Origin of the sequence: Brucella sp. IR068 (assembly GCF_049065885.1) — a bacterium.
In the GTDB taxonomy this organism is placed as follows: domain Bacteria; phylum Pseudomonadota; class Alphaproteobacteria; order Rhizobiales; family Rhizobiaceae; genus Brucella; species Brucella intermedia.
This window is the reverse complement of the sequence record NZ_JBAKHE010000003.1, coordinates 171967-198805: the sequence shown is the minus strand read 5'-3', so window position 1 is coordinate 198805 and position 26839 is coordinate 171967. Positions and strand designations below refer to the sequence as shown.

Genomic DNA, 26839 nt, shown 5'->3' with positions numbered 1-26839 from the left:
GGAGCGCCTTTCATTCTGATTGGATCATGCTCTGAAATGAGAAAAGAAAACCGGCCCCAAAGGCCGGTTTTCTGTTTTTGATTTGCGTTTTCGCAACCTGATCCCGCCGGTTTCCACCTTTGGGGACGTGCTCAAGCCTATTCCGCCGGTTCAGCCGCCCCGCCTCTTTGCGGCTTTCCCTTGAGCGCCTGATTGAGTTCCCGTTCAAGCCGCGCTTCTTCCTCTGCCTTGGGCTGCGTGAAGCGTCCAAGCAGCAGATAGGCGACCGGCGTCACATAGAGCGTCGCGATGGTTGCAAGACCAAGACCGCCGACAATGACCCAGCCCAGAGCCACGCGGGCTTCCGCACCGGCACCGCTCGCCAAAATCAGGGGCACGCCGCCCAGAACCGCGCAGATCATGGTCATGCAGACGGGACGGAGACGAATATTGGATGCTTCCTCGATTGCCTCGCGAACGCTCAAGCCCTTGTCACGCAACTGATCCGCAAACTCGACGATCAGGATACCGTTCTTGGCCATGATGCCGACCAGAAGCACAAGGCCGATCTGGCTATAGACGTTCAGGCTGGTGCCGGTAAGCAGCATGGCGAAAACGGCGCAGCCCAGCCCAAGCGGAACGGTGGCCATCACAATCAGGGCGCTGACAAAGCTTTCGAACTGTGCCGCCAGCACCAGAAGAATGATGATGATGGCAAAGCCGAACACCATGGCGAGACCGCTCGACGTTTCGCTGAGTGTGGAAGCTTCGGCCAGCGGAATGATGTGACTGCCCGGCGGCAACAGAGGCGCTGCGATCTCCTGCGCGGCCTTGTAGGCGTCGCCCAGGGCAAAATCGTCGCGCAGGTTTGTCGTGATCGAGACCGAACGCTGGCGCGTCTCGCGATCAAGCTGCGGTGGAACCGCCTTCTCGACAACCGAAGCGATGGACGACATAGGCACATAACGGCCGTCCGTCGTCTTCATGAAAATGTTTTCAAGATCGGTTGGATCGTTGATCGGATTGGTGGTGGCGACGAGTTTCACATCGAAACTGCGATCCCCGACATAGACCGATCCTATCTTGCGGCCGTCCAGCACGGATTGCACGGCATTGGCGAGCCCGGTGATGTCGATACCCAGATCCGAGGCCCGCTCGCGATTGATCTCGACGGACAATTGCGGCTGGGTCGGTTCCACGGAAAGGCGTGGCTGCACGAAGCGCGGGTCCTTTTCCAGCGCGGCGACAACCGCCTGCGCCGCAGGCTGCAGCTTGGCATAGTCGCTGCCCACAATGGCGAACTGCAAGCCGTTGCCCGCGCCGCGAATACCAAGGCTGTTGGGCTGGGTGGTGAATATGCGCACCGCCGTTATGCCTTTGATGCGCTGGGTAATATCAGCCATGATCTCCTGCTGGCTGCGCGCGCGTTCCTTCCACGGCGCCAGCGTCAGGACGACGAAGCCGTTATTGGCCGATCCGCCGGAACCCGCAATGGCATAGGTGGTGGTGATTTCACCACTGTCGCGCAGCGGCTGGATCGCTTCCTCGATCCGGTCGAGCTGTGACTGAAGGAACTCCACGCTGATGCCTTGCGGCCCGTTGATGCGCAGCAACGCGACGGCACGATCTTCCGACGGTGTCAGTTCCTGACGGATCAGGCCATAGCCGACAAAGGATGCACCGGCGAAAAGCAGGGCGACGAGCACAACCACGAACGGCGCCGACAGGCAGAGATGCAGCGTCTTCTTGTAAAACGCAGCAAGTCCACCACCGATCCGGCGCAGGAAAAGCGGGCCGTGGCCGCCATCCTCGCCATTGCCTTCCTTGAGAAAGCGGGAGGCGAGCATCGGGCAAAGCGTCAGCGCCACCACGGAAGACAGAAGCACCGCAATCGCCAGAACGAAGCCGAATTCGCGGAACAGACCGCCCGCCTGCCCCGGCAGGAATGAAATCGGCACGAAGACCGCCGCCAGCGTGAGCGTGGTGGCGATGACGGCAAAGAAGACTTCCTGCGTGCCGAGCACGGCAGCAGCGCGCGGCCCCATGCCCTGATTGCGCCGCCGGACCACGTTTTCCAGCACCACGATGGCGTCATCGACCACGAGGCCTGTCGCCAGCACCAGCGCCAGCAGGGTGAGGATATTGACGGAAAACCCTGCCAGATAGATGGCCGCGATCGTGCCTATGAGGGCGACGGGCATGGACAAGGCCGGAATGAGCGTCGCGCGTATATCCCACAGGAACATGAAGATAATTGCCACGACGATGATCACCGACGCGATCAGCGCGATTTCCACCTCGTGGATAGCGCCATTGATGAAGTTCGCATCGTCACTGGTGACGGCAATATTGACGCCCGCAGGCAAGGTCTTCTGCAGATTGGCGACCGCTGCGCGAATGCCTTCCGAAATGTCGAGCGTGTTCGACTGCGCCTGACGGACGATGCCGAGACCGATTGCCGTCTTGCCGTTGGAGCGAACGGCGGAGCTTTCGATATCGGGCCCCAGCGTGACGGTCGCGACATCGCGAATCTGCGTGCGTCCGCTGATATAGACGTTTTCGAAATCTTCCGGCTTTTCCAGATTGGCCGTGGCGCGAACCACGATGGACTGATCGGCGCTGCGCAGCGAACCGGCAGGGGCGTCCAGCCCCATGGAGGAAAGCGCCTTGGTTATATCGGCAATGGTCAGGCCGTAGCTTGCAAGGCGCGCCTGATTGATATCGATGCGGAAGATCTTGTCGCGGTCACCGTTGATCTGAACGTCGGCAACGCCCGGAACGGCGGACAGGATATCCTGAATCTGGTCTTCGACCAGCACCGTCATGTCATCGACGGACATGGTGTCGGACGTAACCGCCAGACGCATCACCGCATCGGCATTGGAGTCCGCCTTGATGATGCGGGACGGGTCCGCCTCTTCCGGCACGTCATTGGCAACGCGGGAGATCGCATCCCGCATGTCGGCGGCGGCGACATTGAGGTCCACGCCGTCATTGAATTCCACCGTGACGCGGCTTCGCTCAAAAGACGATGTGGAGGAAATGGATTTCACGCCGGAGACGCGCGCCACCGCGTTTTCAAGGACCTGCGTCAACTGGCGGTCGATGGTTTCAGCGGACGCACCCTTGAAATCCGTGCTGATCGTCACGACGGGCCGGTCTACGTCCGGCAGTTCGCGGATATCGACGCCCGTGAAAGCGGCCAGACCCGCAACAACGATCAGAACATTGATAACGAATGCAAAGACGGGACGGCGGATGAACAGCGCCGTCGATCCGCCTTTGTCGGATGAGGAATTGTGACCGGTCACGTTGTCATCCTCATCCTGCGGTCCGCTTTGCCGAGGCCGGGTCCGCCAGCGCCGTACCCTGCTCGTCCTTCACGCGTACGGGCGCGTCGTCCCGCACGGTCTGGACGCCCTGCGTGACGATCAGGTCGCCCTGCTTCACCGGACCGTCGATGAGGATATTTGTTGAATTGCGCTGAACGATACGCGCGTCGATCTTGCGGGCTACGCCGTCCTCGACGCGCCAGACATAGGAACCGTCTGCGCCCCACTGGATGGCCAGCGGATCGACCGAGGGATAGCGGTCGCCCGGGAAAAGAACGGTGACGGAAAACGACATGCCGGCGCGCAGGCGATCCTGCGTGTTGGGGACTTCTGCCCGGACGTGCAGCGTGCGGCTGGCTTCGTCCAGCATGTTGTCCACGGCGTTGATTTCGCCACTATAGGTCTCGCCAGGGAAAGCGGTCGATTCCGCCATCAAGGGCTGGCCGACCTTGATCTGCGGCGCGAACCGTTCCGGCACCCAGATATCGATCAGCACTTTCGACCGGTCATCGATGCGGCCGATGGACGTCTGTGCGGTGATGTAATTACCCACATTGACGGGCAGGATGCCGACGATGCCGGAAATGGGCGCACGGACCGTGCGGCGGCTCAGGGCGAGCTGCGCGTCCTGCAAGGCAAGCTGCGCATTGGCGACCGCCAGTTCCGTTTCGACCACCTGAACTTCCGTTGCCGTGTTCGTCGCCCGCAATTTTGCGATGCGCTGGCGGGTCGTCTGCGCATCCTTCAATGCGGTTTCCGCCTTGGCGACGGCGATCTTCTCCGTCTCGGCATCAAGTTCTGCGACCGGATCGCCTTCCTTCACCATGTCGCCAGCCTTGACGTAAAGCTTCGTCATGTAGCCGCTGGAATATGGGGTTATCGAAACGGTGCTGAGAGCCCGTGCCGAGCCGATAGCCGTCAACCGGTTGTTGATGGTCTCTTCGCCCGCCGCTTCCACGACGACCAGCGGCGCAGACCGCCCGCCCCCGTTTCTGGGCGCTTCGCCCGTTGCGGCGGCCTTCACCACATCGGACTTGTTCTTATATGCATACCAGCCGCCGATGGCGGCCGCGGCGATGAGCAGGCACAAGGCAATCTGCTTCCAGGATTTCATTCAGCTCTCCGGCGAGGTGTACCGTCGCCCGGACGGACCTCGTATTCGAAACCATTATGTCGGGCGCGGAAAATGCCAGCAAATAGTATCAGAATGATGATTGCCTTCACATTGCGCAAATCACGCATTCTCCGGGCAGGACCAGAAGAAGTACGGATTTTTCCGACTACGATTTTGCATAGAGGCCTCGCACCGTCGAGTTAAATTTCGGTAATGCTGCGCATGAAGAGCGCGGAACCGGGGGCGTTTTTAACCGATTGAACAAAGGCTGTTGGATTTATCGGCCGGCTCCATATATAGGAGGCTACCTTTATGAATTGCGTTTCGACGGCAGACCGGTTTAGGCACCGCGGCAATTGGGCCGGTTCGCCTTGAATTGGAAGCAGGCTATGGCGGTTGTTGAAAAGACCACGGAAACGGGCGCGCTTTCCCCCGAAGCGGCCTCTCGGACTGCGACCGTCGAGCGGCTCTCCCCAACCCAGTTTACACGACTGCCCTGGCGCAACCGGCTTTCAAGCAAGCTCCTGCTGCTGACCGCGCTCGCAGTGCTGATCACCGAAGTTCTGATCTTCGTCCCGTCCGTGGCCAATATGCGCGTGCGCTGGATGAGTTCCCGGCTCGATACGGTGGGCGCCGTCAGCGAAGTGCTGGCGGCCAGCGGCAACATGGATGTGCCGCGCGAAATCCAGGACAAGGTGCTTCTGGCCACCGGCACCAAGGCGATCGCCATGCGTGAGGCCGGGGCGTCGCGCCTGCTCGCCATGTCGGAAGTTCCCGGCAAGATCGATCAGATCATCGATCTGAACAATATCAGCGAAGCGGCGGCCATTTGGGATGCATTCGGCACCTTGTTCAACGGCGGGGAGAGAACGCTGCGAATCTTCGGTTCGGTTTCATCCTCCGGTTCGCCGGACCGTGTCATCGAAATTGTCACCTCCGATGCGCCGCTTCGCCACGCCATGCTCGTCTATGCGCGCAACGTCACTTTCATATCCCTCATCATTTCCGTGATAGCGGCAAGCCTGATCTACCTGATCATCCATGAAATGCTGTTGCGGCCAGTGCGCATCATGCATCGCAACATGATCGATTTCGCATCGTCTCCCGACAATCCCGCGCTCATTCTCGTTCCGGAAAATCGCAAGGACGAATTCGGCATCGCCCAGCGCCAGATATCCCATATTCAGAGCGACCTCCAGCGCACGCTGAAGGAACAGAAACACCTGGCCGATCTCGGCCTCGCCGTTTCCAAGATCAACCACGACATGCGCAATATCCTGGCTTCGGCGCAGTTGATGTCGGACAGGCTTGCCGATACCGAAGACCCGATGGTGCAGCGGTTCGCTCCCAAGCTCATTCGCACGCTCAGCCGTGCGATCAGCTATTCCGAAAGCGTGATGGCCTATGGCCGTTCGCAGGAAGCGCCGCCGCGTCCGCGCCGCGTCCTGCTGCACACCATCATCGCGGACGTGCAGGAAACCTTGAGTCCCAGCTCCGAAAGCAGCATCGAGTTCGAGAATCTAGTTCCGGAAGATTTCGAGCTGAATGTCGATTCGGAGCAGTTGTTCCGGGTCCTGAGCAATCTCTGCCGAAATTCCGTTCAGGCCATGGAGCGTGACCAGACGACTGATGTCGCGACGGTCAAGCGACTAACGATTTCGGCGGGAAGAATCGGGACGACGACGATCATCGGCGTCGAGGATACCGGCCCCGGCCTGCCGCAAAAGGCGCGCGACAATCTTTTCACGGCGTTCCGTGGCTCGACGCGCAGCGACGGCACCGGCCTCGGGCTTGCCATTGCGCAGGAACTGGTTCGTGCGCATGGCGGCACAATCGAGCTTCGCGAGGACCGCCCTGTTGGCGCGCATTTCGAGATTCGCATTCCTGATTTGCAGATGCGCCGCGAAGACCGCAGCAACCAGCGCACCGAAGAGAACGCCTAGACAATCTGCCGTTGCACCGGCTCCGGCCGAAAAGCCCGGAAATGCGAGGCCTGACAAGAAATCTTCACAGAACCACATTTTTTTCTAAGAAGACGCTTGCATTTAGCGATTTGTCCGATTATCAACCGCCCATCGCCGCAGCGAGCGGCACACAGGCAAGCACCCGTAGCTCAGCTGGATAGAGCACCAGACTACGAATCTGGGGGTCAGAGGTTCGAATCCTTTCGGGTGCGCCATTCCCTTACTGGTTGATTTTATGCACAATCCGGCGTTGGCGCTGCCAGCGCGGGTCTGGCATGTTCTGGTCCCCGGCGGCACAAAAGCACGCTGAAACATCTCCCACTTTGGAAGACATGATCCCTTAACGAGCTGCGCTCAACGCAGCTCCAGCCCGCCATTCTCGACGATGAAGTCGATAATCTCCGGCACGCCCTTGCCGCGATGGAGATCGGTGAAACCGAACGGACGTGAGCCGCGCATCCGCGCCGCATCCCCCTGCATGACCTCGAGATCAACGTGCACATGAGGGGCGAGATCGCTCTTGTTGATCACCAGGAAATCCGACCGCGTGATGCCCGGTCCGCCCTTGCGCGGAATTTCCTCACCCTGACAAACCGAGATGACATAAAGCGTCAGGTCCGCCAGATCGGGCGAGAACGTGGCCGCCAGATTGTCGCCGCCGGATTCGATGAAGACGATATCCAGATCCGGAATCCGCCGGTTCATTTCGGCGATTGCCTGCAGATTGATGGAGGCGTCCTCGCGGATCGCCGTGTGCGGGCATCCGCCCGTCTCGACACCCATGATCCGTTCCTCGGGCAAGGCCTGAGAGCGAGCCAGAATAAGGGCGTCCTCCTGCGTGTAGATATCGTTGGTAATCACGGCGACCGAATATTTATCGCGCATCGCCTTGCAGAGCTTTTCGGTCAGCGTCGTCTTTCCCGATCCCACCGGCCCGCCAATGCCGATGCGCAAGGGTCCGTTTTTCTGTGTCATGTGCGAAAAAGCCTCGAATGTTGGGGTTCGTGTTTCATGGCCGTGATGTCACTAACGCCAGTAAATATCAGTCGTGGTGATGATGATGGTCATGGTCATGGTCGTGGTGACCATGATGATGTCCGTGGTCATGATGCGAATGGCCACCCGCATATGCACCGCGCAGCGGACTGAAAATTGCCGTTACATCCGTCACCTTGGCGCCAAGCCCCTCGAGCATCGCCTTGATGACATGGTCGCGAAGAATGAAGATACGGTCATTCTCGATCTGTGCCGCCAGATGCCGGTTGCCGATATGCCAAGCGAGTTCGGCTATGTGGAGCGGATCGCGCCCGCGAATTTCGTAGAGTTCCTCGCTTGCAGCGCGGATTTCAATTTCGCGCCCGTCGTCCAGAACGAGCCTGTCTCCGTGACCCAGCACAACCGGCTCCGCGAAATCGACAAGCACCTTCTCGCCGCCTTCCAGAGCAATGGCTTTGCGCCGCAGATGGCGTTCATCGCGTTCAAGAACGGCGTGGCCCGCAGGCACAGCATCGATCACCTCATCCGCACGAATAATGGCAGTGGCACGAAACATTTGTTTGCCTCTCAAGCTCAAAACAAGAAGTAACGCGGCGCCACGGGCGCGACGCCAATACGGCACAACACTATTGGGAACTATGAAGTGCTACCAATGCCGTCTCTTATATTGGCCACTGCAAATATCCGTTTGTCCAGCCCAATCGTATTTCGGAGTTCCACGACAGGTTACTTTTGGTCTTCGGCCCTCCGATCCGTCCTATCATCCGGCGCGCGCCAACGCCGGCTGCGCAACCGTCTTTCGATAGAGGTGCCACGTCGCATGTCCGAGGATGGGCAGCACCACAGCCAGTCCGGCAAACATGGTGGCGAAGCCCACGACCAGCATAGCGGTTACAATTGCCGCCCAAAGCAGCGCTTCGAGTGGATTGCGCCAGACGACACGCAATGATGTCGCGATAGCCGCCGCAGCCCCGCAATCCTGATCGAGCAGCATCGGAAAGGTGACAATCGTCAAGCACAGGACGACGATTGCAAAAAGGAAGCCAATGCCACAACCGGCGAAAATAAGACTGCGCCCCTCTTCCGTCGATGACACCTGATTGATCAACATCGAGAAGCTCTCGGGCGGCATGGGGCCGAAATAATGAACATAGAGATTCTGAGCCACCAACAGCCACGCAATGAAGATTGCGAAAAGGAAGGAGCCGACGGCCACGATCGACGGCAATGCCGGGGAGCGGCTGACATCGAAAGCGCGCCTCCAGCTCGTGTCCATTTTCTCCTCGCGGCGCCTGCTCATTTCATAAAGCGGCAAGGCGGCAACCGGCCCGATCAACGCGAAGCCGGACATGAGGGGGAACAGGAGCGGCAGCGCATTTGCGTTGGTGCTCCAATAGGTGATGAACAACCCGGCCAGCGGATATATGAGACAAAGAAAAACGTAATGCGATGGCTTCGCCCAGAAGTCGTCGAAACCCAAACGCAGGGCATCGATTACATCCGCCATCTGGATGCGCTTGACTTCCGGATAAAAGGCAGTCTGGTCCCGACCTGCAATTACATGAAACTGTGCCATGACGCTCCTCCTGCGGGTTAGGCAGTCCTGACGGCAAGGGCGGCGGTCAGGACAGGCCTGCACGCAATTTCCGGCTTCACATGGTCAGCGGATAATCCGCGTGAAGCCTGACGATCAGGCAGGCAGTATACATCGAAAAGAGCGGCTGCGAAAGAAAGGCGGCCTGACAGGATTGAGCCCGCCTGAACGAATATCGCATTTGCACGACACAGTGCTTTTCCAAACGTCAGCGAGATCAACCAAATATGATCTGTTCATCGAACCGCGATGTGCTAGTGCCAGTCACGGAAAATAGCAGCTCGGGAATGCGGTTAAATGGAATGGATCCCTATAGGCTTGATGGCATTCAAGGTCATCGTGTTGGGCGTGGCCATGTTCTTTGCCATCAAATTTCATTATGATGAGGGCAAGAAGAAGAAAAACAAGGAAGGCGGCACGTGAACAACCTGCCGCGGAACGAGTGCCCCGCTGAAGCGGGGCCGGCGTGAACTGCGCCGACAGCATTAAAGCTGCAAATGCCGAGCGTCTTGCAAAGAATGTGAACAGGCGGTGCCGGTTGCGTAGCTGGTCCGGTCGGCTATCCAATGCGGGATGGGTGCACACCGATGCGCATCTGCTCTCCTGCCCTACGAGGGATGAAGCCAAATTTGCGTTGAATATCAGGAGGAAATGGTGCTGCGAGAGAGGATTGAACTCTCGACCTCTCCCTTACCAAGGGAGTGCTCTACCACTGAGCTACCGCAGCAATCTCTTGAGTGCGGCGGACTTCTGCCACATCATTACGCAAATCGCAAGCAAGCAATTGCATTTCTTTTCACATAATGTGGAAATCTGCCGAACACGCATCTGAAACCCGCTTTTCCGGCCCTTTTTCCCGTAGTAGAAGACCGTCATGAGCGACACGACCACCAACAAAGAGAAACAAATCCAATCCGACCAGCGCAAAAAGCGCCGGGCCGAGGAACTGCGCGCGAATCTCATGCGCCGCAAAGCGCAATTGAGATCGCGGCGCGCAGGCGAAGCCGATGAACGAAACGACGGCATCACCGCTGCCAGCGACGACACCGACTGAGAATCACGACGACAAAGCCTTTCTTGAAGATAGGGAGGCTCTGCGGTAAAAGCTCATTTCTGTTCTTCGCAGCGATATCGTCCTTTTGTGATTCGTATTTGACGTAATTTGGCCGCAAGACTCGTAATTTCATCACGCAACGCCTCCGCGCCGTAACGGCCGCTGGATTTGGTGCAAATTTATCGGGCAAGGTATCGGCCCAGAAGGTGACAAAGCATGGATCGCATCAAAATCGTCGGCGGTAACAAGCTCAACGGCATCATTCCAATCTCCGGCGCCAAGAACGCCGCCCTGCCCTTGATGATCGCCTCGCTTCTGACCGACGATACGCTGACGCTCGAAAACGTGCCGCATCTGGCCGATGTCGAGCAGTTGATACGCATCCTGAGCAACCACGGCGTCGACTATTCGGTGAATGGGCGTCGCGAGCACCAGAACGGCGCCTATTCGCGCACCATTCACTTCACCGCCCGCAATATCGTCGACACGACCGCGCCTTATGAGCTTGTGTCGAAGATGCGCGCCAGCTTCTGGGTCATCGGGCCGCTTCTGGCGCGCACCGGGGAGGCAACCGTCTCGCTGCCGGGCGGTTGCGCCATCGGAACCCGCCCCGTGGACCTGCTGCTGGAATCGCTTCAGGCACTGGGAGCGCAAATCGACATCGAAAACGGTTATGCCAAGGCGCGCGCGCCGAAGGGCGGCCTTGTCGGCGCCCGCTACAGCTTCCCGAAAGTATCCGTCGGCGCGACCCATGTCATGCTGATGGCAGCGGCTCTCGCCAAGGGAGAGACGATCATCGAGAATGCGGCCCGCGAGCCGGAAGTCGTCAATCTCGCCGACTGCCTCAACGCAATGGGCGCAAAAATCACCGGTGCGGGCACCAGCACCATCCAGGTGGAAGGCGTGACCAGCCTTTCGGGCGCGCGCGTTCGCGTCATTCCCGACCGTATCGAGACCGGCACCTACGCGATGGCCGTTGCGATGACCGGCGGCGACGTGCTTCTGGAAGGCGCGCAGGAAAGCCTGCTGTCGTCGGCGCTGGACACGCTGCGTCAGGCGGGTGCCGAGATCACCGAGACGAATAGCGGCCTGCGCGTGGTGCGCAATGGCCATGGCATCCAGCCGGTCGACGTCACCACCGACCCCTTCCCCGGCTTCCCGACCGACTTGCAGGCGCAGTTCATGGGCCTGATGACCAAGGCGAAGGGAACTTCGCGCATCACGGAAACCATTTTTGAAAATCGCTTCATGCACGTGCAGGAGCTGGCGCGTCTCGGCGCAAAAATCTCCCTGTCCGGCCAGACGGCAACCGTCGAAGGCGTGGAGCGCCTGAAAGGCGCACAGGTGATGGCGACGGACCTGCGCGCATCGGTTTCCCTGGTGATCGCGGGCCTAGCCGCCGAGGGCGAAACCATGGTCAACCGCGTCTATCACCTGGATCGCGGCTTCGAGCGGCTGGAAGAAAAACTGTCCCGCTGCGGCGCGTTGGTGGAACGCATCAGTGGTTGATAGGGCCGAGCGGAGCGACTTTCATTGCTCCGCTCTTTTCTTATTCTCCTTGAAGAAGCCAATGAACAGCGACAGGCTTGAAAAGCCTGTCGATTTTTTTGTTTCGACATGCCAAGTTGATAATCGGCCAGGTGAATATCGGGCCAGCTGATCAACAATCAGGCGGGTGGTTGATTTCCCCGCCGCCGGGAACAGTTATTAACCGATAACGGGAAAGTGGTGTTGGAGTATGGATATGCTGAAGCTCGTGGCGCTGGATGAGGAGGATTTGCAGGTCCTGTCGGCTCATCTTCAGGACGCGGTTTTGAAAGTATCCGACCTTCAATATCTCGCCAATGAAAAGCGCTTCATCCTGACGGCTAACCGGTTCGTCTGGGAAGAAAGCAAGCCGCGATTCCTGCGCAAGCCGCAATATCAGCGCCGCCGCACCGCCCTGCACTTCAACCGCGTGATTGCCGCCCGGGCAACCGGGATAGACCGCCAGAAGCCGGATGAGGTGCTTTCCCTCATGGCCGTTCAGTTCACCGCCGGTGAAACACCTGCCGGAACAATAGAACTGACTTTTTCGGCAAATGCGGCTATCCGTCTTGAAGTGGAATGCATTGAGGCGCAAATGACGGACCTTGGCGCGGCATGGGAAACAGAATCGCTTCCTCGCCATAACGTCTGAAAGAAGGTCACACGAGACCGTCTTTCGTCAGCCGGACGCCGGTCTGGCGAGCAGATTTGGCTGGCAAGCAGATTTGGCAGATTTGAAGGAACAGAAGCGTGGTCAAGACGCTCAGACAAACCGATCCCGATTTCGAGAATAATTTCGCGACATTTCTGGCAAGCAAGCGCGAAGCATCCGAAGATGTGGACCGGGCAGCGCGGGAAATCGTCGCCCGGGTGCGCCGCGAAGGCGACAGCGCGCTCATCGATTATTCCCGCCGTTTCGACCGGATCGATCTTGAAAAAATCGGCATTGCGGTAACCGAAGCCGAAGTCGATGTGGCTTTCGAGACAGCGCCCGCCTCGACAATCGAGGCGCTGAAACTTGCCCATGAGCGCATCGAGAAGCATCATGCGCGGCAATTGCCGAAGGATGACCGTTACACCGATGCGCTTGGGGTCGAGCTTGGCTCGCGCTGGACGGCCATCGAGGCCGTGGGGCTTTATGTTCCGGGCGGCACGGCAAGCTATCCCAGTTCCGTCCTGATGAATGCCGTTCCTGCCAAGGTGGCCGGCGTGGAACGCATCGTCATGGTCGTCCCCGCGCCCGATGGCATTCTCAATCCACTTGTTCTGGTGGCCGCACGTCTGGCCGGCGTTTCCGAAATCTACCGCGTCGGCGGGGCGCAGGCTATCGCGGCGCTTGCCTATGGCACCGAAACAATCAAGCCCGTCGCCAAGATCGTCGGCCCCGGCAACGCCTATGTTGCTGCCGCCAAGCGCATCGTCTTCGGCACGGTCGGCATCGACATGATCGCAGGCCCATCGGAAGTTCTGGTCGTTGCCGACAAGGACAACAATCCCGACTGGATCGCCGCTGACCTGCTTGCCCAGGCAGAGCACGATACTGCCGCGCAGTCGATCCTCATGACCAATGATGAAGCGCTGGCGATAGCGGTGGAGGAAGCTGTCGAACGCCAGCTCCGCAACCTGCCGCGCGCGCAAACCGCAGCCGCGAGCTGGCGCGATTTCGGCGCCGTCATTCTGGTCGAGGATTTTGAAGCGGCCATTCCGCTTGCCAATCGCATTGCAGCCGAGCATCTGGAAATCGCCACCGCCGACCCGGAAGCCTTGCTGCCAAAAATCCGCAATGCCGGATCGATCTTCATCGGCGGGTATACGCCGGAAGTGATCGGCGATTATGTCGGCGGCTGCAACCACGTTCTGCCGACGGCGCGCTCGGCGCGTTTTTCGTCCGGACTTTCGGTTCTCGACTACATGAAACGCACGTCGCTTCTCAAACTCGGCCCCGATCAGCTGCGCGTACTCGGGCCTGCGGCAATCGAAATTGCCCGCGCCGAAGGCCTCGATGCCCACGCCCAGTCCGTCGCCATCCGGTTGAACCTATGAGGTGACATGACTGCCGGTGTTCCAAATGCCCGCCTTATTGACGTCGAGCTCGATGAATCCATCGGGCGTTCGACGCCTGACGTCGAGCATGAACGCGCGGTGGCCATCTTCGATCTCATCGAGGAAAACTCCTTCCACCCGATCGGGGACGATACGGGCGGACCTTACCGCCTGAAGCTCTCGCTGATGGAATCACGGCTGATTTTCGCCATCGCACGGGAAACCGGCGAGGACGTCGCAACTCATATTCTCTCACTCACGCCCCTGCGCCGCGTCGTGCGAGACTATTTCATGATTTGCGAAAGCTATTACCAGGCGATCCGCTCGGCGACGCCAAGCAAGATCGAGGCAATCGACATGGGGCGGCGCGGCCTGCACAATGAAGGGTCGCAAACGCTCCAGGCGCGGCTGAAGGGCAAGATCGAGGTTGACTTCAACACGGCGCGGCGGCTTTTCACCCTTGTCTGCGTCCTGCACTGGAGGGGCTGATCACTGATGGTCATCACTGATGTCCCTCCCCGAAAATCCAGCGCCGACGGCAATGAAGATCATAAACCACGCCTGCCCAAGTCTCTGCTTTTCGTCTGCGGCAAGAATTCAATTCGCTCGCCGATGGCGGAATTACTTGCAAGACAGGCCCTTCCCCCCAATATTTATGTAGCGTCCGCAGGCGTGAAGCGGGGCGAGCGCGATCCGTTTGTCGATGCAGTCCTTCAGGAAGAAGGCCTGTCGCTCGACAATCGGCAGCCACGTGGCCTCGAAGAACTGGCGGATGGTTATTTCGATCTGATCGTAACGCTGACGCCGCTTGCCCACCACACCGTGCTGGAACGGATGCGCGGTTTCTCGGTCGATGTGGAATATTGGCCGACGCCGGACCCGACATTGGTAACGGGCAGCAGAAGCCAGATCATGGCGGCCTATCGCGATGTGCGTGACCGTCTGAAACGCCAGATCATGCACCGTTTTGACGAGCAATAAGTTCGCCGAATTCCGTTGTTCACAAATGCCGCCTAATCATATAGGTTCCGCGCAAATTCCGACCTACCGCATCGGCCCGAAAATCGGAATCGATTTCGGAAAGCACGATGCGTAGATTCAATAAATCAGAGCGTCCTTTGTGCGTCCCAGGGACGCACGGCGTTCTAAAGACCGCTCAAGAGCGCATTTTATCGAAGAAAGAAACAGGTATCGCATGGCGAAAGAAGAAGTCCTAGAATTTCCGGGTGTTGTTACGGAACTGCTGCCCAATGCTATGTTCCGGGTGAAGCTCGAGAACGAACATGAAATCATCGCCCATACGGCAGGCCGCATGCGCAAGAATCGCATCCGCGTTCTGGCCGGTGACAAGGTGCTGGTTGAAATGACCCCTTACGACCTGACCAAGGGCCGCATCACCTACCGCTTCAAGTAAGCAATCCGTTCCAGGAAATGTCTAGTCGATGAGCGCGCAACACAAGCTGGTTCTAGCCTCCGGTTCTCCACGCAGGATCGAGCTTCTGGGGCAGGCAGGCATCGAACCGGACCATATTTATCCGGCCGATATAGATGAAACGCCGCAGCGCGCGGAACACCCGCGCTCGCTGGCGCGACGTCTGTCGCGGGAAAAGGCGCGCAAGGCACAGGAATTGTTGAAGGACGATGCGAATTTCGCACATGCCTTCATTCTTGCCGCCGATACAGTCGTGGCCGTTGGCCGGCGCATTCTCCCCAAGACCGAGATTGCCGACGAGGCGAGAGAATGCCTGCGCCTGCTTTCCGGGCGCACGCACAAGGTATTCACCGGCGTGAGCCTTGTCTTGCCAAATGGAAATCTGCGCCACACACTGGTGGAAACGCGGCTTCGCTTCGAGCGGCTCTCCCGCCAGCAGATGGATGCCTATCTTTCATCCGGCGAATGGCGCGGGAAAGCCGGCGGCTACGCCATCCAGGGACTGGCAGGCAGCTTCGTCGTGAAGCTGGTCGGGTCCTATACGAACGTGGTGGGATTGCCGCTGCAGGAAACCGTAAGCCTGCTGAACGATGTCGATTATCCGGTTTACGCCAACTGGGGCAGCGGGAAAGTCTGAGAGCAGACATGAGTGACAAGAAGGACATATCGGCAGCAGCAGGCGCACGCGTGACGCCATTGCGTCCGACGCGCCCCTGCCCGGAATGCGGAAAACCTTCCACGCGCGAATCCTATCCCTTCTGTTCGCCCCGGTGCAAGAGCATCGACCTCAATCGCTGGCTGTCCGGCAGCTATGTGCTGCCGGGAAAGCCCATTGATGAAGAGGAAGAAGAAGGCAACTAGCCTCTTCCAAATCAGCTTCCGCCAATAAAATCAGTTATTTAACAAAGATGTGAGAAAAGCTGATAAAAATTGCGATACGGTGCTGGACAGCGCGCAATTTAATGCTATAACCCACCCACTTCCGGCGGGAACCAACACCGCCCAGAACAAGCAGATCGCTTGTTACGGATGCCCGGATAGCTCAGTTGGTAGAGCAGCGGATTGAAAATCCGCGTGTCGGTGGTTCGAATCCGCCTCCGGGCACCACTCCAAAATCAAATAAATTTAAAGAGCTATTCCGGATCAAGGCTCATATTCGCCCGGAATATGGGTTACAACATTGTCCATGCAACATTCGGTGCAACACGTTGACAGGTGATTCCTGCCGCGCGCCATGTAACCTACAAATCACGTTTATATTGACCAGATCGGCGATGTGATCTATAGGTTACGCATGATCGAAGTCCGCCAAACCACCTTTTTCACCAAGTGGCTTGATGAGCTCCGTGATACCAATGCACGGTTGCGGATTGTCACTCGGATCCGCCGCATGGAACTGGGCAATCCCGGCGATGTGAAATCTGTCGGCGAAGGCGTGAGCGAAATGCGCATTACGTACGGCCCCGGCTATCGGGTTTATTTCGTATCCATGGGATCAACTATCGTTGTTCTGCTGTGTGGTGGCGACAAGTCATCACAGAGCCGGGATATCGCGCTGGCGAAACAAATGGCGAAGGAGATTTAGAATGGTCCTTGAAACCACCCGTTTTGATGTTCTTGATCACCTCAAGACGCCGGAAGAGCGTGTTGCCTATCTGGAAGCGGCATTTGAAGATGGCGACCCTTCCCTTATTGCGCATGCTCTTGGTGACGTAGCCCGTTCCATTGGCATGACTACTGTCGCTAAAGAAGCCGGAATTACCCGTGAAGCCCTTTACCGCTCCCTGAGCGAGAACGGCGATCCAAAACTATCGACCTTGCTCGGCGTCATGAAGGCCCTTGGCCTGCACCTGTCTGTCACAGCCACGGATAAACGCGCCGCTTGACACTACGGTTGTAAAGTCGTCACGCCGTGGCGAAAAGTGTGATTTTCGCACACCAGAAGCTTCGCATAGTCCCGAAAAGTTGCAGGCTTTTCAGGATTATGCGAATGCAAATTGCTCTTTGCAGTCCTGCATCCCGAAGAATGCAACTGTAGTGCCAAGTTTCAGCCGGTTCTCCATATAAGGAAATTTCCATGCTCTGGACATTGTTCGGCATCCTTTCAGGTGCCTGTATTGCTATTCAGGCCCCCATCAATGCAGCATTGGCTCGGGGTCTTGGGTCGCCGGTAACGGCTGCCGCGATTTCGTTCCTTTCCGGCGCTGTGATCCTTGCGATCATTGCCGGGATTACCGCGCGCGCGACCGGCGCAATGCCGGCCTTCAACGTGCCTGCGGGCTGGCTGTTCGTGGCTGGCGGTGCGCTTGGCTGTATCTATGTGACCGCATCGGTGCTGCTGACGCCACGCATCGGCGCTGCCGCCGTGATGGGTCTGGCGGTCGCCGGACAGTTGATGGCCGGGCTCGCCGCCGACCGTATCGGCTTCATGGGCGTTGCCGTGCGTGAAATCACCGCCGGACGCGTCGCCGGTGCCGTTTTGCTGCTGACCGGCGCGCTGATGATCCGCTTCCTATAAGCAGAAAGGCCGCGCTTTTCAGCGCGGCCTTTTGTTTCCGGTGCAGAAACCGATCTCAGCCCCTGAACGTATATTCCGCAATCGACTGCGGCTTCATCTCGATGGAGAAACCCGGCAGCGACGGCGGCATATAGGCCGCGTTCCTGATGACGCACGGATCGATGAAGTGTTCATGCAGATGATCGACATATTCGATCACGCGGCCTTCCTTGGTGCCTGAAACGGCCACATAGTCGATCATCGACAGGTGCTGCACATATTCGCACAGGCCGACGCCGCCCGCATGCGGCCAGACCGGCTTGCCAAACTTGGCGGCAATCAGCAACACCGCCAGAACTTCGTTCAGGCCACCCATGCGGCACGAATCGATCTGGACGATGTCGATGGCGCCTTCCGCGATGAACTGCTTGAACATGATGCGGTTCTGGCACATTTCGCCGGTCGCGACCTTCACGTCGCCAATGGCTTCGCGAATCTTGCGATGGCCGGCAACATCGTCCGGGCTGGTCGGTTCCTCGATGAAGAACGGCTTGGAGAAGGCCAGCTTGTTGACCCACTCGATTGCCTGATCGACTTCCCACACCTGATTGGCGTCGATCATCAGGTAACGGTCCGGGCCGATCACTTCGCGGGCAATGGTGAGGCGGCGAATATCGTCCTCGAGATCGCGGCCGACCTTCATCTTGACGTGGTTGAAGCCCTCGTCGATGGCTTCCTGGCACAGACGGCGCAGCTTGTCGTCGTCATAGCCGAGCCAGCCAGCCGAGGTCGTGTAACAGGCATAGCCTTCCGCTTCGAGCGTGGCGATGCGCCCGGCCTTGCCAGCTTCGGCCTTGCGCAGGATTTCGACAGCCTCGTCGCGCGTCAGCGCATCGGTGAGGTAGCGGTAATCGACGATATCGGCGATTTCCTCCGGCGACATGTCGGCGACAAGCCGCCATACGGGCTTTCCAGCCTGCTTCGCAGCGAGATCCCAGAAGGCGTTGACGACAGCGCCGGTTGCAAGATGCATGGCGCCCTTGTCCGGGCCGATCCAGCGCAACTGGCTGTCACCGGTCAAGTAGCGCCAGAATTTTCCAGGCGCCGCCCGGAAATCCTCCAGCGAGGCACCGACCACCAGATGCCGCATGGCGAGAATCGCCTGGCAGCAGATATCGTTGCCGCGACCGATGGTGAAGGTGAGACCGTGCCCCTTCAGCGCCTCGTCATCCGTGTCGAGAATGACATAGGCCGCGGAGTAATCCGGGTCCGGGTTCATCGCGTCGGAACCGTCCAGACTTTGGGAAGTCGGGAAACGCAGATCGAAGACGCGCAGATCAGTGATTTTTGTCATGATTTATCCGTGATCAGGGCGTGGTCCCGAAACAGGACGCCGGTTCGGGACCATGCTCAAACAAAGCCTAGATGTCGGCGCGCACGTTCTGCTTCTGGCTGCCGAGGCCTTCGATGCCAAGTTCCACGACGTCGCCAGCCTTGAGATAGCGAGGCGGCTTCATACCCATGCCGACGCCGGGAGGCGTGCCGGTGGAGATGATATCGCCCGGCTGCAAGGACATGAACTGCGACAGGTAGGAAACGAGGTGGCGAATGCCGTAGATCATCGTCTTCGACGAACCGTTCTGCATGGTCTCGCCATTGACCTTGAGCCACATGCCGAGGTTTTCCGGGTCTTCGATTTCATCCTTCGTCACCAGCCATGGGCCGGTCGGGCCGAACGTGTCGCAGGACTTGCCCTTCGTCCACTGGCCCTGACGCTCGATCTGGAAGGCGCGTTCCGACACATCATGGATGGTGCAATAGCCGGCCACGTAGTCGAGGGCGTCTTCTTCCGAGACATATTTCGCGGTCTTGCCGATGACGATGCCAAGTTCGACTTCCCAGTCGGTCTTTTCCGAACCGCGCGGGATGACGAGATCGTCATTCGGGCCGACGATGGCGGACGTTGCCTTCATGAAGATGATCGGTTCCGGCGGGACCGCCGCGCCGGTTTCGGCAGCGTGATCGGAATAGTTGAGGCCGATGCAGATGAACTTGCCGGTGCCTGCAACGCAAGGACCAAGGCGCGGATTGCCGTCGACCTTCGGCAGCGAATTGACGTCGATCGCGCCGAGCTTGGCCAGTGCATCAGGGGCAAGCGCCGCGCCGGAGAGGTCGCCTACATGGGCGGAGAGATCGCGGATCGCACCATCGGCATCGAGAATGCCCGGCTTTTCCTGACCGGCTTCACCGTAACGAAGAAATTTCATGAGTTTACTCCTTTGAGGGGATGAAAGAGAGGGCGTCAGGGTGGTCGACGCTATGGCTGCGCCATTTGCAGGCCGTCAGAGACTGAATGTCGACCGCCCTAGATCGTCCAGCCTCCGTCGATGTTGTAGGCCTGGCCGGTGGTGTAGGTGGCACCGGCGAGATAAACGGCGAGATCGGCGATTTCTTCCGGCTGGCCAATGCGGCCGATCGGCTGGCGGGCGATGAAGGCTGCGCGCTGCTCTTCATAATCGCCCTGCGCGCGCAAGCGGTCCTGCAGGGACGGGCTTTCCACCGTACCGGGGCAAATGGCGTTGCAGCGGATGCCCCTGGCAACATAATCGGCAGCGACGGCCTTCGTCAGGCCGATAACTGCGGCCTTGGTGACGCCATAGGCAAAGCGGTTCGGCACGCCCTTCACGCTGGAAGCGACCGAGGCCATGTTGACGATGGCGCCGTCCTTGCGTTCCAGCATGCCCGGCAGCACGGCGCGGATAGTGCGGATCATCGAACGAATGTTGAGATTGACCGCAAAATCGAGGTCTTCGTCCTTCATTTCGAGGATCGAGCCGCCATGGACGACACCGGCGCAGTTGAACAGGATATCCACCTGCCCGATTTCGGCGACGAGCGCCTTCACCTGCTCATCGTCAAGCACGTTGAGCTTGCGGGTGATGATGCCGTTGACGCCTTCGATCTCCTTGAGAGCATCGGTATTGATGTCGGTCGCGTAGACCTTCGCGCCCGCCTCCGCAAAGGCCAGTGCGCTTGCACGGCCGATCCCTTGCGCTGCGGCTGTCACCAGCGCGGTCTTTCCATCAAAACGTATCGTCATTTCCAAGCCTTCCGTTCGACAAGCAGGATGTGGTCGTCCCGCTGATTAAGCGTATTTCCGATATGAACCGCAGACGATCATAACCATGGGAAAAAGCAACCGGGTTGATGAACATCGCCGTGTCGCCGACGCCGCTTGCAAGGATCGGGGTGCCGTGGGCAAGATCGCAGACGCGACGGCGTGAATCATATCCGTCGCAGCGCGCTATTCCACGCTCCGCGCCAACAGGGCGGCTCCCGCCCGGCAGCACGCCTCGAAACTCACCTTGCATCCTGGCCTCCCGGCGGCGCTCCTCAACTCGCCCCCAATTGTAAATCATTTATTTATATGCAAACATATTACGCAAATCCGGTCAAGGCTTTCTCTGCCTGTTTGCACCTTTCGAATCCGCGGCCCTTCGTATATGAAGAATGATATTCACAAGGGGAGTTCACTTGGAAACAGAGGATCGCTATCGCGCCCCGGCGCTGGACAAGGGGCTGGATATTCTGGAACTGCTTGCAAGCGTGGATGGCGGCCTGACGCAGGCAGAGATTGCCAAACACCTCGACCGCAGCCCCAATGAATTCTACCGGATGCTGGACCGGCTGGTGAAGCGCGGTTATGTGACGAAGCTTGAAGGCGACCGCTATTCGCTGACCCTCAAGCTGTTCGGTCTGGCGCATCTTCATGCTCCGGTGCGCAGGCTTGCTTCCTTTGCCACGCCCTTCATGCGTGAACTCGCGGACCGCTCCAGACAGGCCAACCAGCTTGCGGTGTTCGACCGCGGGTCTGTCGTTGTCATCGCACAGCAGGAAGCCCCGGATTACTGGGGAATTTCGATCCGCGTCGGCTCGCATATCAGCCTGTTCGACACCGGTTCCGGCCATGTGCTTCTCGCCTTCCGTTCTCCCGAAGAACGCAAGATGATGATTGCCGAATATGCAAGGGACGTTGAAAGCGTAAAGCTTGATCAAGACTTCTACGAGCGCCTCGACCAGATTCGCGAACGCGGTTATGAAATGATGCCGAGCGCCCAGGTGGCGGGCGTCTATAATCTCTCGGCGCCCATCCTCGGCCCGGACGGTACCTGCATAGCCTCGCTGACCTGCCCCTATGTGACGCTCGTCAACTCGGCTTCCGCCCCCGACATCACACAGACCATCGGCCTGCTGCAAAAGACTGTCCAGGATCTGTCGAAACTGGTGGGCTCCGATATCGGAGCTGCCGAGTAGAGCGCCTTCCGAAAAGCGGAAGACCCCAATTCTTATTTGAAAACTCTCTTCTTTTTTGAAACTATGCGGGAGGAGGACGTTTTCATGATTATCGATACCCATCTGCATCTGATCGACAAAAGCGCGCTGAACTATCCATGGCTCGACGGCGTTCCGGCCCTCAATCGCGACTTCCTGTTCGAGACCTATCGGAAGCAGGCAGAGCGCTGCGGCATCGAGGCGGCGCTGCATATGGAAGTGGATGTGGCAGCCGCTGCCATTCAGGCTGAAACGGACCATATTCAGGAGATTTCCAGACGATCGGGTGATTTCATCAAGGGCGCAATCGCCTCCTGCCGCCCGGAGGAACCGGGCTTTGCGGAATATCTGGAACGCCAGCGCAGCAATCCCTTTGTCAAAGGCTTTCGCCGCGTGTTGCATGTCGTGCCGGACGATGTTTCCGAGGGCGCGCTTTTCCGCGAGAATATCAAGCGACTCGAAGGCACCGGCCTGACCTTCGATCTCTGCACCCTTCCCCACCAGATCGACAAGGTGCTGGCACTGGCCGACCTCGCGCCCGGCGTGCAATTCGTGCTCGATCACTGCGGCGTGCCGGATATCAGGTCGGGCGGGCTGGAAAGCTGGCAGAAGGGCATCAGCGAGGTTTCGCAGCGCGACAATGTGACGGCGAAGATTTCCGGCGTGGTGGCCTATGCGGACGCGGAAAACTGGACCGTCGATACGGTGCGGCCGTATGTGGAGCAAGTCATCCAGTCATTCGGCTGGGACCGTGTGGTGTGGGGCAGCGACTGGCCCGTCTGCACATTGGCAACCAATGCCGATGCAGGGCTTTCCACATGGGTGGCGACAACCCATGCGCTTCTTGAAGGATGCAGCAACGACGAAAAAACGCGCCTGTTGTCCGCGAATGCAATCCGTCTCTGGAAGCTCTAGGGTCCAGACTCGATTGATCCGGAGCCGGTGCGAAGCATCGTGTCAAAGAGAGGCGGATACCGGAGCGTTTTCCCTCAGCCCTTCGAGACGCCGTTTTCAACGGCTCCTCAGGATGAGGGAAGGAGATGTCGCATCAAGCCCTCAAGGCAAAAACGCCGCCCGGTGGGGCGGCGTCTTTCGATCAGATTGCGAGTTCGACCTCGTTGCTGGCCAGTTCCAGCAAGGTCCACACATGATCGGCGAATGAGTTCCACACTTCGATGCGGTAATGATCCGCATTCCATTTCAGCAGGATGATCTGGGCCCGGTCGAAGATGGTGCGCGCAGCGCCCGGTGTCTGCATTTCAGCCAGATTGAGCGGAGACGCGGCATTGAGCAGCCATTCAGCCTGCGGGCCGGTAATGTCGATGCCGGTTTCGCGATGGCTCACTTCCGTCAGGCTGTGCGGCTCTGTTTCATAAAGCCCGGCGAAAGCCTGCGTGATGGCGGCACCCCTGGCTTCATCAGCCCAGATATACCATTCATCCGGTCCGATGCAGGCAACGGCAATATCATCCGTGCGGACAAGATCGCCGATCTTCGCCGGGATTTTTGCGCCCAGCGCCTTTTCAGCCAGGGCCAGCTTTGCCGGACCGATGCGCAGGACGAAGCGGGCGGCATCGTCCGCCGCGTGGATTTCCAGACGACCGGGAATGACGACCTTGCGGTTCGAATAAGGTTTGGTTTCAACGAGCATGGTTCAATCCTTATCCGTTCAGTTTCTTTCCTTCGGGGTCATAGAAGACCATGCCCGATACAGTGGCCTCATGCACGCTGCCATCCGGCATCGGCATATAAAGCGTTTCACCCATGCGAGCCTTGCCGCCCGACACCAACGCCATGGCGATGGACCGCCCGAGCGTCTCGCTCCAATAGGACGAGGTGACATGGCCAAGCATGGTCATCGGCAACGGCTGTTTTGGGTCGGCGACAATCTGCGCGCCTTCTTCCAGCACCAGCTTCGGATCATTGGTGAGCAGCCCCACGAGATGCTTGCGATCCGATTTCAGCATGTCCGGACGGGTGAGCGAACGCTTGCCGACGAAATCCGGCTTCTGCTTGCCGACGGCCCAGCCAAGGCTTGCATCGTCCGGCGTCACGGTGCCATCCGTGTCCTGACCGACAATGATATAGCCCTTTTCGGCGCGCAGGACGTGCATGGTTTCGGTGCCGTAAGGCGTGATGTCATATTGCTGGCCGGCCTCATAAAGCGCCTTCCACAGTGACAGGCCATAGCGCGCAGGCACGTTGATTTCATAGCCCAGTTCGCCGGTGAAGCTCATGCGGAACAGACGCGCAGGCACGCCGAGGAATTTGCATTCCGCAACCGACATATGCGGAAAGGCTTCGTCGGAAATATCCAGCCCTTCAACCATCGGCTCGATGAGCTTGCGCGCATTGGGGCCATTGATCGCGACCACGGCCCATTGCTCGGTGGTCGAGGTCAATGAGACTTTCAGCTCCGGCCATTCGGTCTGGAGATAGTCTTCCATCATGTTGAGAACACGCGCGGCACCGCCGGTCGTGGTGGTCACATGGAAGCGATCCTGCGTCAGGCGACCGACGACACCGTCATCGCGGATGAAGCCGTCTTCGCCGAGCAGCAGGCCATAGCGGCAGCGCCCGACGCCAAGCTTCGTCCATGGATTGGTGTACATGCGGTTCATGAATTCGGCTGCATCCGGGCCGACAACTTCGATCTTGCCGAGCGTGGAGGCATCGAACATGCCGAGCGACTGGCGGGTCGCCTTGCATTCACGCGCCACGGCCTGATGCATGTCTTCGCCGGTTTTCGGGAAGTACCATGCGCGCCGCCACAGCGACACCGGCTCGAAAGCCGCGCCATGCTGTTCGGCCCAGCTATCGATTGGCGTCTTGCGCGTCACGTCGAACAGCGGCCCACGGTTGTAGCCGCAGAAGGCGCCGAAGGTCGTCGGCGTATAGGGCGGGCGGAAGGTGGTGAGACCCACCTGCGGCGTCGGGCGCTTGAGCGCATCGGCTGCAACGGCCAGACCGTTGATGTTGGACGTCTTGCCCTGATCGGTCGCCATGCCGTTGGTGGTATAGCGCTTGACGTGCTCGATGGAGTGGAAGCCCTCGCGCACGGCCAGACGAATATCCTTGGCGGTCACATCGTTCTGGAAATCGATGAAAGCCTTGGCCTTGCCCGGATCGCGATCGGTCGGCAGTTCGCGACAGCTTACGCCGTCGCAGATGAAATCACCGGCCACAGCATAGTCTGATGGCTTGGCCTTGTGCCCGGCATCACTGGCTGCCGCGGCACCCGCTTCCGCACCCTCACGCAATGCGGCAGCCAAATCGAAATTGCCATTGCCCGCACCGGCACAGCGGCTTTCCTCGGTCGGCTTGCCCGGCAGATAGATCTGCCGTGCGTCGTCCCAGACCAGCGAGCCTTTCGTGTGCGAGAACAGGTGCACGCTCGGATTCCAGCCGCCGGACATCAGCAGCACGTCGCAGGCAATCGTGCGGGCAGCGCCGACAGAGCCATTGGAAACCGGATTGACCCGCACGGACGACACGCGGTGGCGTCCGCCCGTATCCGTCACCGTCCAGCCGGTCAGCGTCTCGATGCCGAGCATCTTCGCGCGGTTGACGAGGCTGTCGGCAACGCTTGAACGCACATCGATGATGGCCGGAACCTTGACGCCTGCGACCGCGAGATCGAAGGCCGCAAGCCATGCGCTGTCATGCGAGGTGACGACGACGGCCTGATTGCCGACCTTGACGCCATAGCGGTTGAGATAGGTGCGTGCGGCGGATGCCAGCATCACGCCCGGACGGTCGTTGCCAGCAAAGACCAGCGGCTTTTCGATGGAACCCTGCGCCAGCACGACCTGCTTTGCGCGCACCCGCCACATGCGTTCACGCGGCGCATTGGAGGCGGGTCTGGCCTGATGATCGGTCAGGCGCTCGCAAAGGCCGACCATGTTCTGGTGGTAATAGCCGATGGCCGTGGTGCGCGGCAGAAGCGTGACATTCGGATTGGCCTTGAGCGCGGCAATGGTTTCGCTGAGCCAGTCCCAGCTTGCACGGCCATTGATGACCGGCTCCGGCTCGGACAGAAGCGAGCCGCCAAATTCCGCCTGCTCGTCGCAGATGATTACCTTCGCACCGCTTTTCGCGGCCTCCAGCGCGGCGGCAAGACCGGCAGGCCCGCCACCGGCGATCAGCACATCGCAGAAGGCATAGCGGCTGGCATAGGTGTCGGGATCGGGCTCGGAAGGCGATTTGCCAAGACCGGCCGCGCCACGGATGAATGGCTCATAGACCTTGTTCCAGAAGCTCTTCGGCCACATGAAGGTCTTGTAGTAAAAGCCTGCCGAGAAGAACATGTAGAAGGCGTCGTTGATCGCGCCGACATCGTGCTTCAGCGACGGCCAGTGGTTCTGGGTTTCGGCCTTGAGGCCGTCATAGAGTTCCAGCACCGTTGCGCGGGTGTTCGGCTCGAAACGGCCCGGTCCGCGTGAAACGCCCATCAGCGCATTCGGCTCTTCGGAACCGGCGGAAAGAATGCCGCGCGGGCGGTGATATTTGAACGAACGACCGGCCAGATGCTCGCCATGGCTAAGCATGGCGGAAGCCAGCGTATCGCCCTCGAAGCCGGAATAGGACTTGCCGTTGAAGGTGAACCGCACGGACTTGGCCTTGTTGACGCGGCCTTTGTTATGAATGCGCATATCGGTCATTATTTCGTCTCCGCAGCCGGAGTTTCTGCCAAAGCAGGACGGGGTTCACCGGCCTTGTAGGTCATCGCGAACTTGTCGCTCACCGTGTCGCGCACCGCATTGAAGAAGCGGCCGCAGCCATTGATATGCCGCCAGCGTTCAAAATGGGTGCCGCGCGGATTGGAGCGCGTGAACAGGAAATCGCGCCATTCGTCGTCGGAAAGCGTCGATGGGTCGGCAGGGCGCGCAATATGCGCTTCGCCTGCATAGGCAAATTCCAGTTCCGGACGTTCCATCTCGCAATAAGGGCAACGGATTAAAAGCATATCATACCT

27 protein-coding genes, 3 tRNA genes and 1 pseudogene are annotated in these 26839 nt (G+C 59.1%); 18 read left to right on the top strand and 13 right to left on the bottom strand.

Annotated features, from left to right (window positions below; translation table 11 throughout):
- Positions 1 to 137 precede the first annotated feature (137 nt).
- Together ACOWVS_RS06695 and ACOWVS_RS06690 are read right to left on the bottom strand one after the other, a co-directional pair.
- Positions 138 to 3290 (bottom strand): efflux RND transporter permease subunit, encoded by a 3153-nt coding sequence (locus ACOWVS_RS06695; protein ID WP_006465986.1) that lies wholly within the window; start codon positions 3288 to 3290, stop codon positions 138 to 140.
- A gap of 10 nt (positions 3291 to 3300) precedes the next feature.
- Positions 3301 to 4425 (bottom strand): efflux RND transporter periplasmic adaptor subunit, encoded by a 1125-nt coding sequence (locus tag ACOWVS_RS06690; RefSeq protein WP_021586302.1) that lies wholly within the window; start codon positions 4423 to 4425, stop codon positions 3301 to 3303.
- A 389-nt stretch (positions 4426 to 4814) separates the two neighbouring features.
- Here ACOWVS_RS06690 and ACOWVS_RS06685 point away from each other — a divergent pair, with 389 nt between their 5' ends.
- Together ACOWVS_RS06685 and ACOWVS_RS06680 are read left to right on the top strand one after the other, a co-directional pair.
- Positions 4815 to 6368 (top strand): sensor histidine kinase, encoded by a 1554-nt coding sequence (locus ACOWVS_RS06685; protein WP_021586304.1) that lies wholly within the window; start codon positions 4815 to 4817, stop codon positions 6366 to 6368.
- Between the two features lie 159 nt (positions 6369 to 6527).
- Positions 6528 to 6604 (top strand) — tRNA-Arg (locus ACOWVS_RS06680).
- A gap of 139 nt (positions 6605 to 6743) precedes the next feature.
- Here ACOWVS_RS06680 and ureG read toward each other — a convergent pair.
- The 3 genes from ureG to ACOWVS_RS06665 all read right to left on the bottom strand — a co-directional run bounded on the left by ureG (position 6744) and on the right by ACOWVS_RS06665 (position 8961).
- Entirely contained in the window at positions 6744 to 7364 is a 621-nt protein-coding gene (gene ureG, locus ACOWVS_RS06675) for an urease accessory protein UreG (RefSeq protein WP_021586305.1), read from the bottom strand.
- Positions 7365 to 7431: 67 nt separating this feature from the next.
- The gene (gene ureE, locus ACOWVS_RS06670; RefSeq protein ID WP_021586306.1) at positions 7432 to 7941 is read right to left on the bottom strand and encodes an urease accessory protein UreE; all 510 of its coding nucleotides are present in this window, start codon (positions 7939 to 7941) and stop codon (positions 7432 to 7434) included.
- A gap of 204 nt (positions 7942 to 8145) precedes the next feature.
- Positions 8146 to 8961, bottom strand: coding sequence for a DUF2189 domain-containing protein (locus ACOWVS_RS06665; protein ID WP_021586307.1), 816 nt, complete (start codon positions 8959 to 8961; stop codon positions 8146 to 8148).
- Positions 8962 to 9276: 315 nt separating this feature from the next.
- Here ACOWVS_RS06665 and ACOWVS_RS06660 point away from each other — a divergent pair, with 315 nt between their 5' ends.
- Entirely contained in the window at positions 9277 to 9402 is a 126-nt protein-coding gene (locus ACOWVS_RS06660) for a hypothetical protein (protein ID WP_006465979.1), read from the top strand.
- 229 nt (positions 9403 to 9631) lie between these two features.
- Here ACOWVS_RS06660 and ACOWVS_RS06655 read toward each other — a convergent pair.
- Positions 9632 to 9706, bottom strand: a tRNA-Thr gene (locus ACOWVS_RS06655).
- Positions 9707 to 9853: 147 nt separating this feature from the next.
- Between ACOWVS_RS06655 and ACOWVS_RS06650 the strand changes: the two genes are divergently transcribed.
- The 13 genes from ACOWVS_RS06650 to ACOWVS_RS06590 all read left to right on the top strand — a co-directional run bounded on the left by ACOWVS_RS06650 (position 9854) and on the right by ACOWVS_RS06590 (position 17553).
- Complete coding sequence (locus ACOWVS_RS06650; RefSeq protein ID WP_006465978.1) at positions 9854 to 10033, top strand: hypothetical protein; 180 nt, start codon at positions 9854 to 9856, stop codon at positions 10031 to 10033.
- Positions 10034 to 10249: 216 nt separating this feature from the next.
- Positions 10250 to 11542: a UDP-N-acetylglucosamine 1-carboxyvinyltransferase gene (murA, locus tag ACOWVS_RS06645; RefSeq protein WP_006465977.1), complete on the top strand. Its 1293-nt coding sequence runs from the start codon at positions 10250 to 10252 to the stop codon at positions 11540 to 11542.
- A gap of 229 nt (positions 11543 to 11771) precedes the next feature.
- Positions 11772 to 12212, top strand: coding sequence for a DUF2948 family protein (locus ACOWVS_RS06640; RefSeq protein ID WP_021586309.1), 441 nt, complete (start codon positions 11772 to 11774; stop codon positions 12210 to 12212).
- 98 nt (positions 12213 to 12310) lie between these two features.
- The gene (hisD, locus tag ACOWVS_RS06635) at positions 12311 to 13603 is read left to right on the top strand and encodes a histidinol dehydrogenase (protein WP_021586310.1); all 1293 of its coding nucleotides are present in this window, start codon (positions 12311 to 12313) and stop codon (positions 13601 to 13603) included.
- Positions 13604 to 13609: 6 nt separating this feature from the next.
- Entirely contained in the window at positions 13610 to 14092 is a 483-nt protein-coding gene (locus ACOWVS_RS06630) for a UPF0262 family protein (RefSeq protein ID WP_006465974.1), read from the top strand.
- 6 nt (positions 14093 to 14098) lie between these two features.
- The gene (locus tag ACOWVS_RS06625; protein ID WP_021586311.1) at positions 14099 to 14584 is read left to right on the top strand and encodes a low molecular weight phosphatase family protein; all 486 of its coding nucleotides are present in this window, start codon (positions 14099 to 14101) and stop codon (positions 14582 to 14584) included.
- A gap of 214 nt (positions 14585 to 14798) precedes the next feature.
- Complete coding sequence (infA, locus tag ACOWVS_RS06620; RefSeq protein ID WP_002965531.1) at positions 14799 to 15017, top strand: translation initiation factor IF-1; 219 nt, start codon at positions 14799 to 14801, stop codon at positions 15015 to 15017.
- A gap of 28 nt (positions 15018 to 15045) precedes the next feature.
- On the top strand, positions 15046 to 15672 hold the full coding sequence (locus tag ACOWVS_RS06615) for a Maf-like protein (RefSeq protein WP_006465971.1): 627 nt from the start codon (positions 15046 to 15048) through the stop codon (positions 15670 to 15672).
- 8 nt (positions 15673 to 15680) lie between these two features.
- Complete coding sequence (gene yacG / locus ACOWVS_RS06610; RefSeq protein ID WP_006465970.1) at positions 15681 to 15896, top strand: DNA gyrase inhibitor YacG; 216 nt, start codon at positions 15681 to 15683, stop codon at positions 15894 to 15896.
- 170 nt (positions 15897 to 16066) lie between these two features.
- Positions 16067 to 16142: transfer RNA gene (locus ACOWVS_RS06605), tRNA-Phe, on the top strand.
- A 187-nt stretch (positions 16143 to 16329) separates the two neighbouring features.
- Complete coding sequence (locus ACOWVS_RS06600; RefSeq protein ID WP_021586313.1) at positions 16330 to 16620, top strand: type II toxin-antitoxin system RelE/ParE family toxin; 291 nt, start codon at positions 16330 to 16332, stop codon at positions 16618 to 16620.
- A gap of 1 nt (position 16621) precedes the next feature.
- The gene (locus ACOWVS_RS06595) at positions 16622 to 16921 is read left to right on the top strand and encodes an addiction module antidote protein (protein WP_006470801.1); all 300 of its coding nucleotides are present in this window, start codon (positions 16622 to 16624) and stop codon (positions 16919 to 16921) included.
- A gap of 191 nt (positions 16922 to 17112) precedes the next feature.
- Positions 17113 to 17553, top strand: a complete 441-nt coding sequence (locus ACOWVS_RS06590) for a DMT family transporter (RefSeq protein ID WP_006465968.1) — start codon at positions 17113 to 17115, stop codon at positions 17551 to 17553.
- Between the two features lie 55 nt (positions 17554 to 17608).
- Here ACOWVS_RS06590 and ACOWVS_RS06585 read toward each other — a convergent pair whose 3' ends face one another.
- The 4 genes and pseudogenes from ACOWVS_RS06585 to ACOWVS_RS06570 all read right to left on the bottom strand — a co-directional run.
- Positions 17609 to 18886: an L-fuconate dehydratase gene (locus tag ACOWVS_RS06585; RefSeq protein ID WP_021586314.1), complete on the bottom strand. Its 1278-nt coding sequence runs from the start codon at positions 18884 to 18886 to the stop codon at positions 17609 to 17611.
- Between the two features lie 67 nt (positions 18887 to 18953).
- Positions 18954 to 19799, bottom strand: coding sequence for a fumarylacetoacetate hydrolase family protein (locus ACOWVS_RS06580; RefSeq protein ID WP_021586315.1), 846 nt, complete (start codon positions 19797 to 19799; stop codon positions 18954 to 18956).
- Between the two features lie 98 nt (positions 19800 to 19897).
- Positions 19898 to 20632 (bottom strand): SDR family oxidoreductase, encoded by a 735-nt coding sequence (locus ACOWVS_RS06575; RefSeq protein WP_021586316.1) that lies wholly within the window; start codon positions 20630 to 20632, stop codon positions 19898 to 19900.
- Positions 20633 to 20678: 46 nt separating this feature from the next.
- Positions 20679 to 20951: pseudogene (locus ACOWVS_RS06570) on the bottom strand (hypothetical protein); the annotation flags it as partial.
- A gap of 91 nt (positions 20952 to 21042) precedes the next feature.
- On the opposite strand from ACOWVS_RS06570, the gene ACOWVS_RS06565 reads away from it, so the two are divergent.
- Together ACOWVS_RS06565 and ACOWVS_RS06560 are read left to right on the top strand one after the other, a co-directional pair.
- Complete coding sequence (locus ACOWVS_RS06565) at positions 21043 to 21846, top strand: IclR family transcriptional regulator (RefSeq protein WP_051556896.1); 804 nt, start codon at positions 21043 to 21045, stop codon at positions 21844 to 21846.
- Between the two features lie 84 nt (positions 21847 to 21930).
- Positions 21931 to 22779: an amidohydrolase family protein gene (locus ACOWVS_RS06560; protein WP_075041789.1), complete on the top strand. Its 849-nt coding sequence runs from the start codon at positions 21931 to 21933 to the stop codon at positions 22777 to 22779.
- A gap of 181 nt (positions 22780 to 22960) precedes the next feature.
- On the opposite strand, the gene ACOWVS_RS06555 is transcribed toward ACOWVS_RS06560, so the two are convergent.
- From ACOWVS_RS06555 to ACOWVS_RS06545, 3 genes are read right to left on the bottom strand one after another with little or no spacing between them, the layout of a single operon-like run.
- Positions 22961 to 23515 (bottom strand): sarcosine oxidase subunit gamma, encoded by a 555-nt coding sequence (locus ACOWVS_RS06555; RefSeq protein ID WP_021586320.1) that lies wholly within the window; start codon positions 23513 to 23515, stop codon positions 22961 to 22963.
- A gap of 10 nt (positions 23516 to 23525) precedes the next feature.
- Positions 23526 to 26525, bottom strand: coding sequence for a sarcosine oxidase subunit alpha (locus tag ACOWVS_RS06550; RefSeq protein ID WP_021586321.1), 3000 nt, complete (start codon positions 26523 to 26525; stop codon positions 23526 to 23528).
- A complete protein-coding gene (locus tag ACOWVS_RS06545; RefSeq protein ID WP_025089722.1) occupies positions 26525 to 26830 on the bottom strand; it encodes a sarcosine oxidase subunit delta in 306 nt (101 codons plus the stop codon). The genes ACOWVS_RS06550 and ACOWVS_RS06545 overlap by 1 nt, the downstream gene beginning before the upstream one ends.
- Positions 26831 to 26839 lie beyond the last annotated feature (9 nt).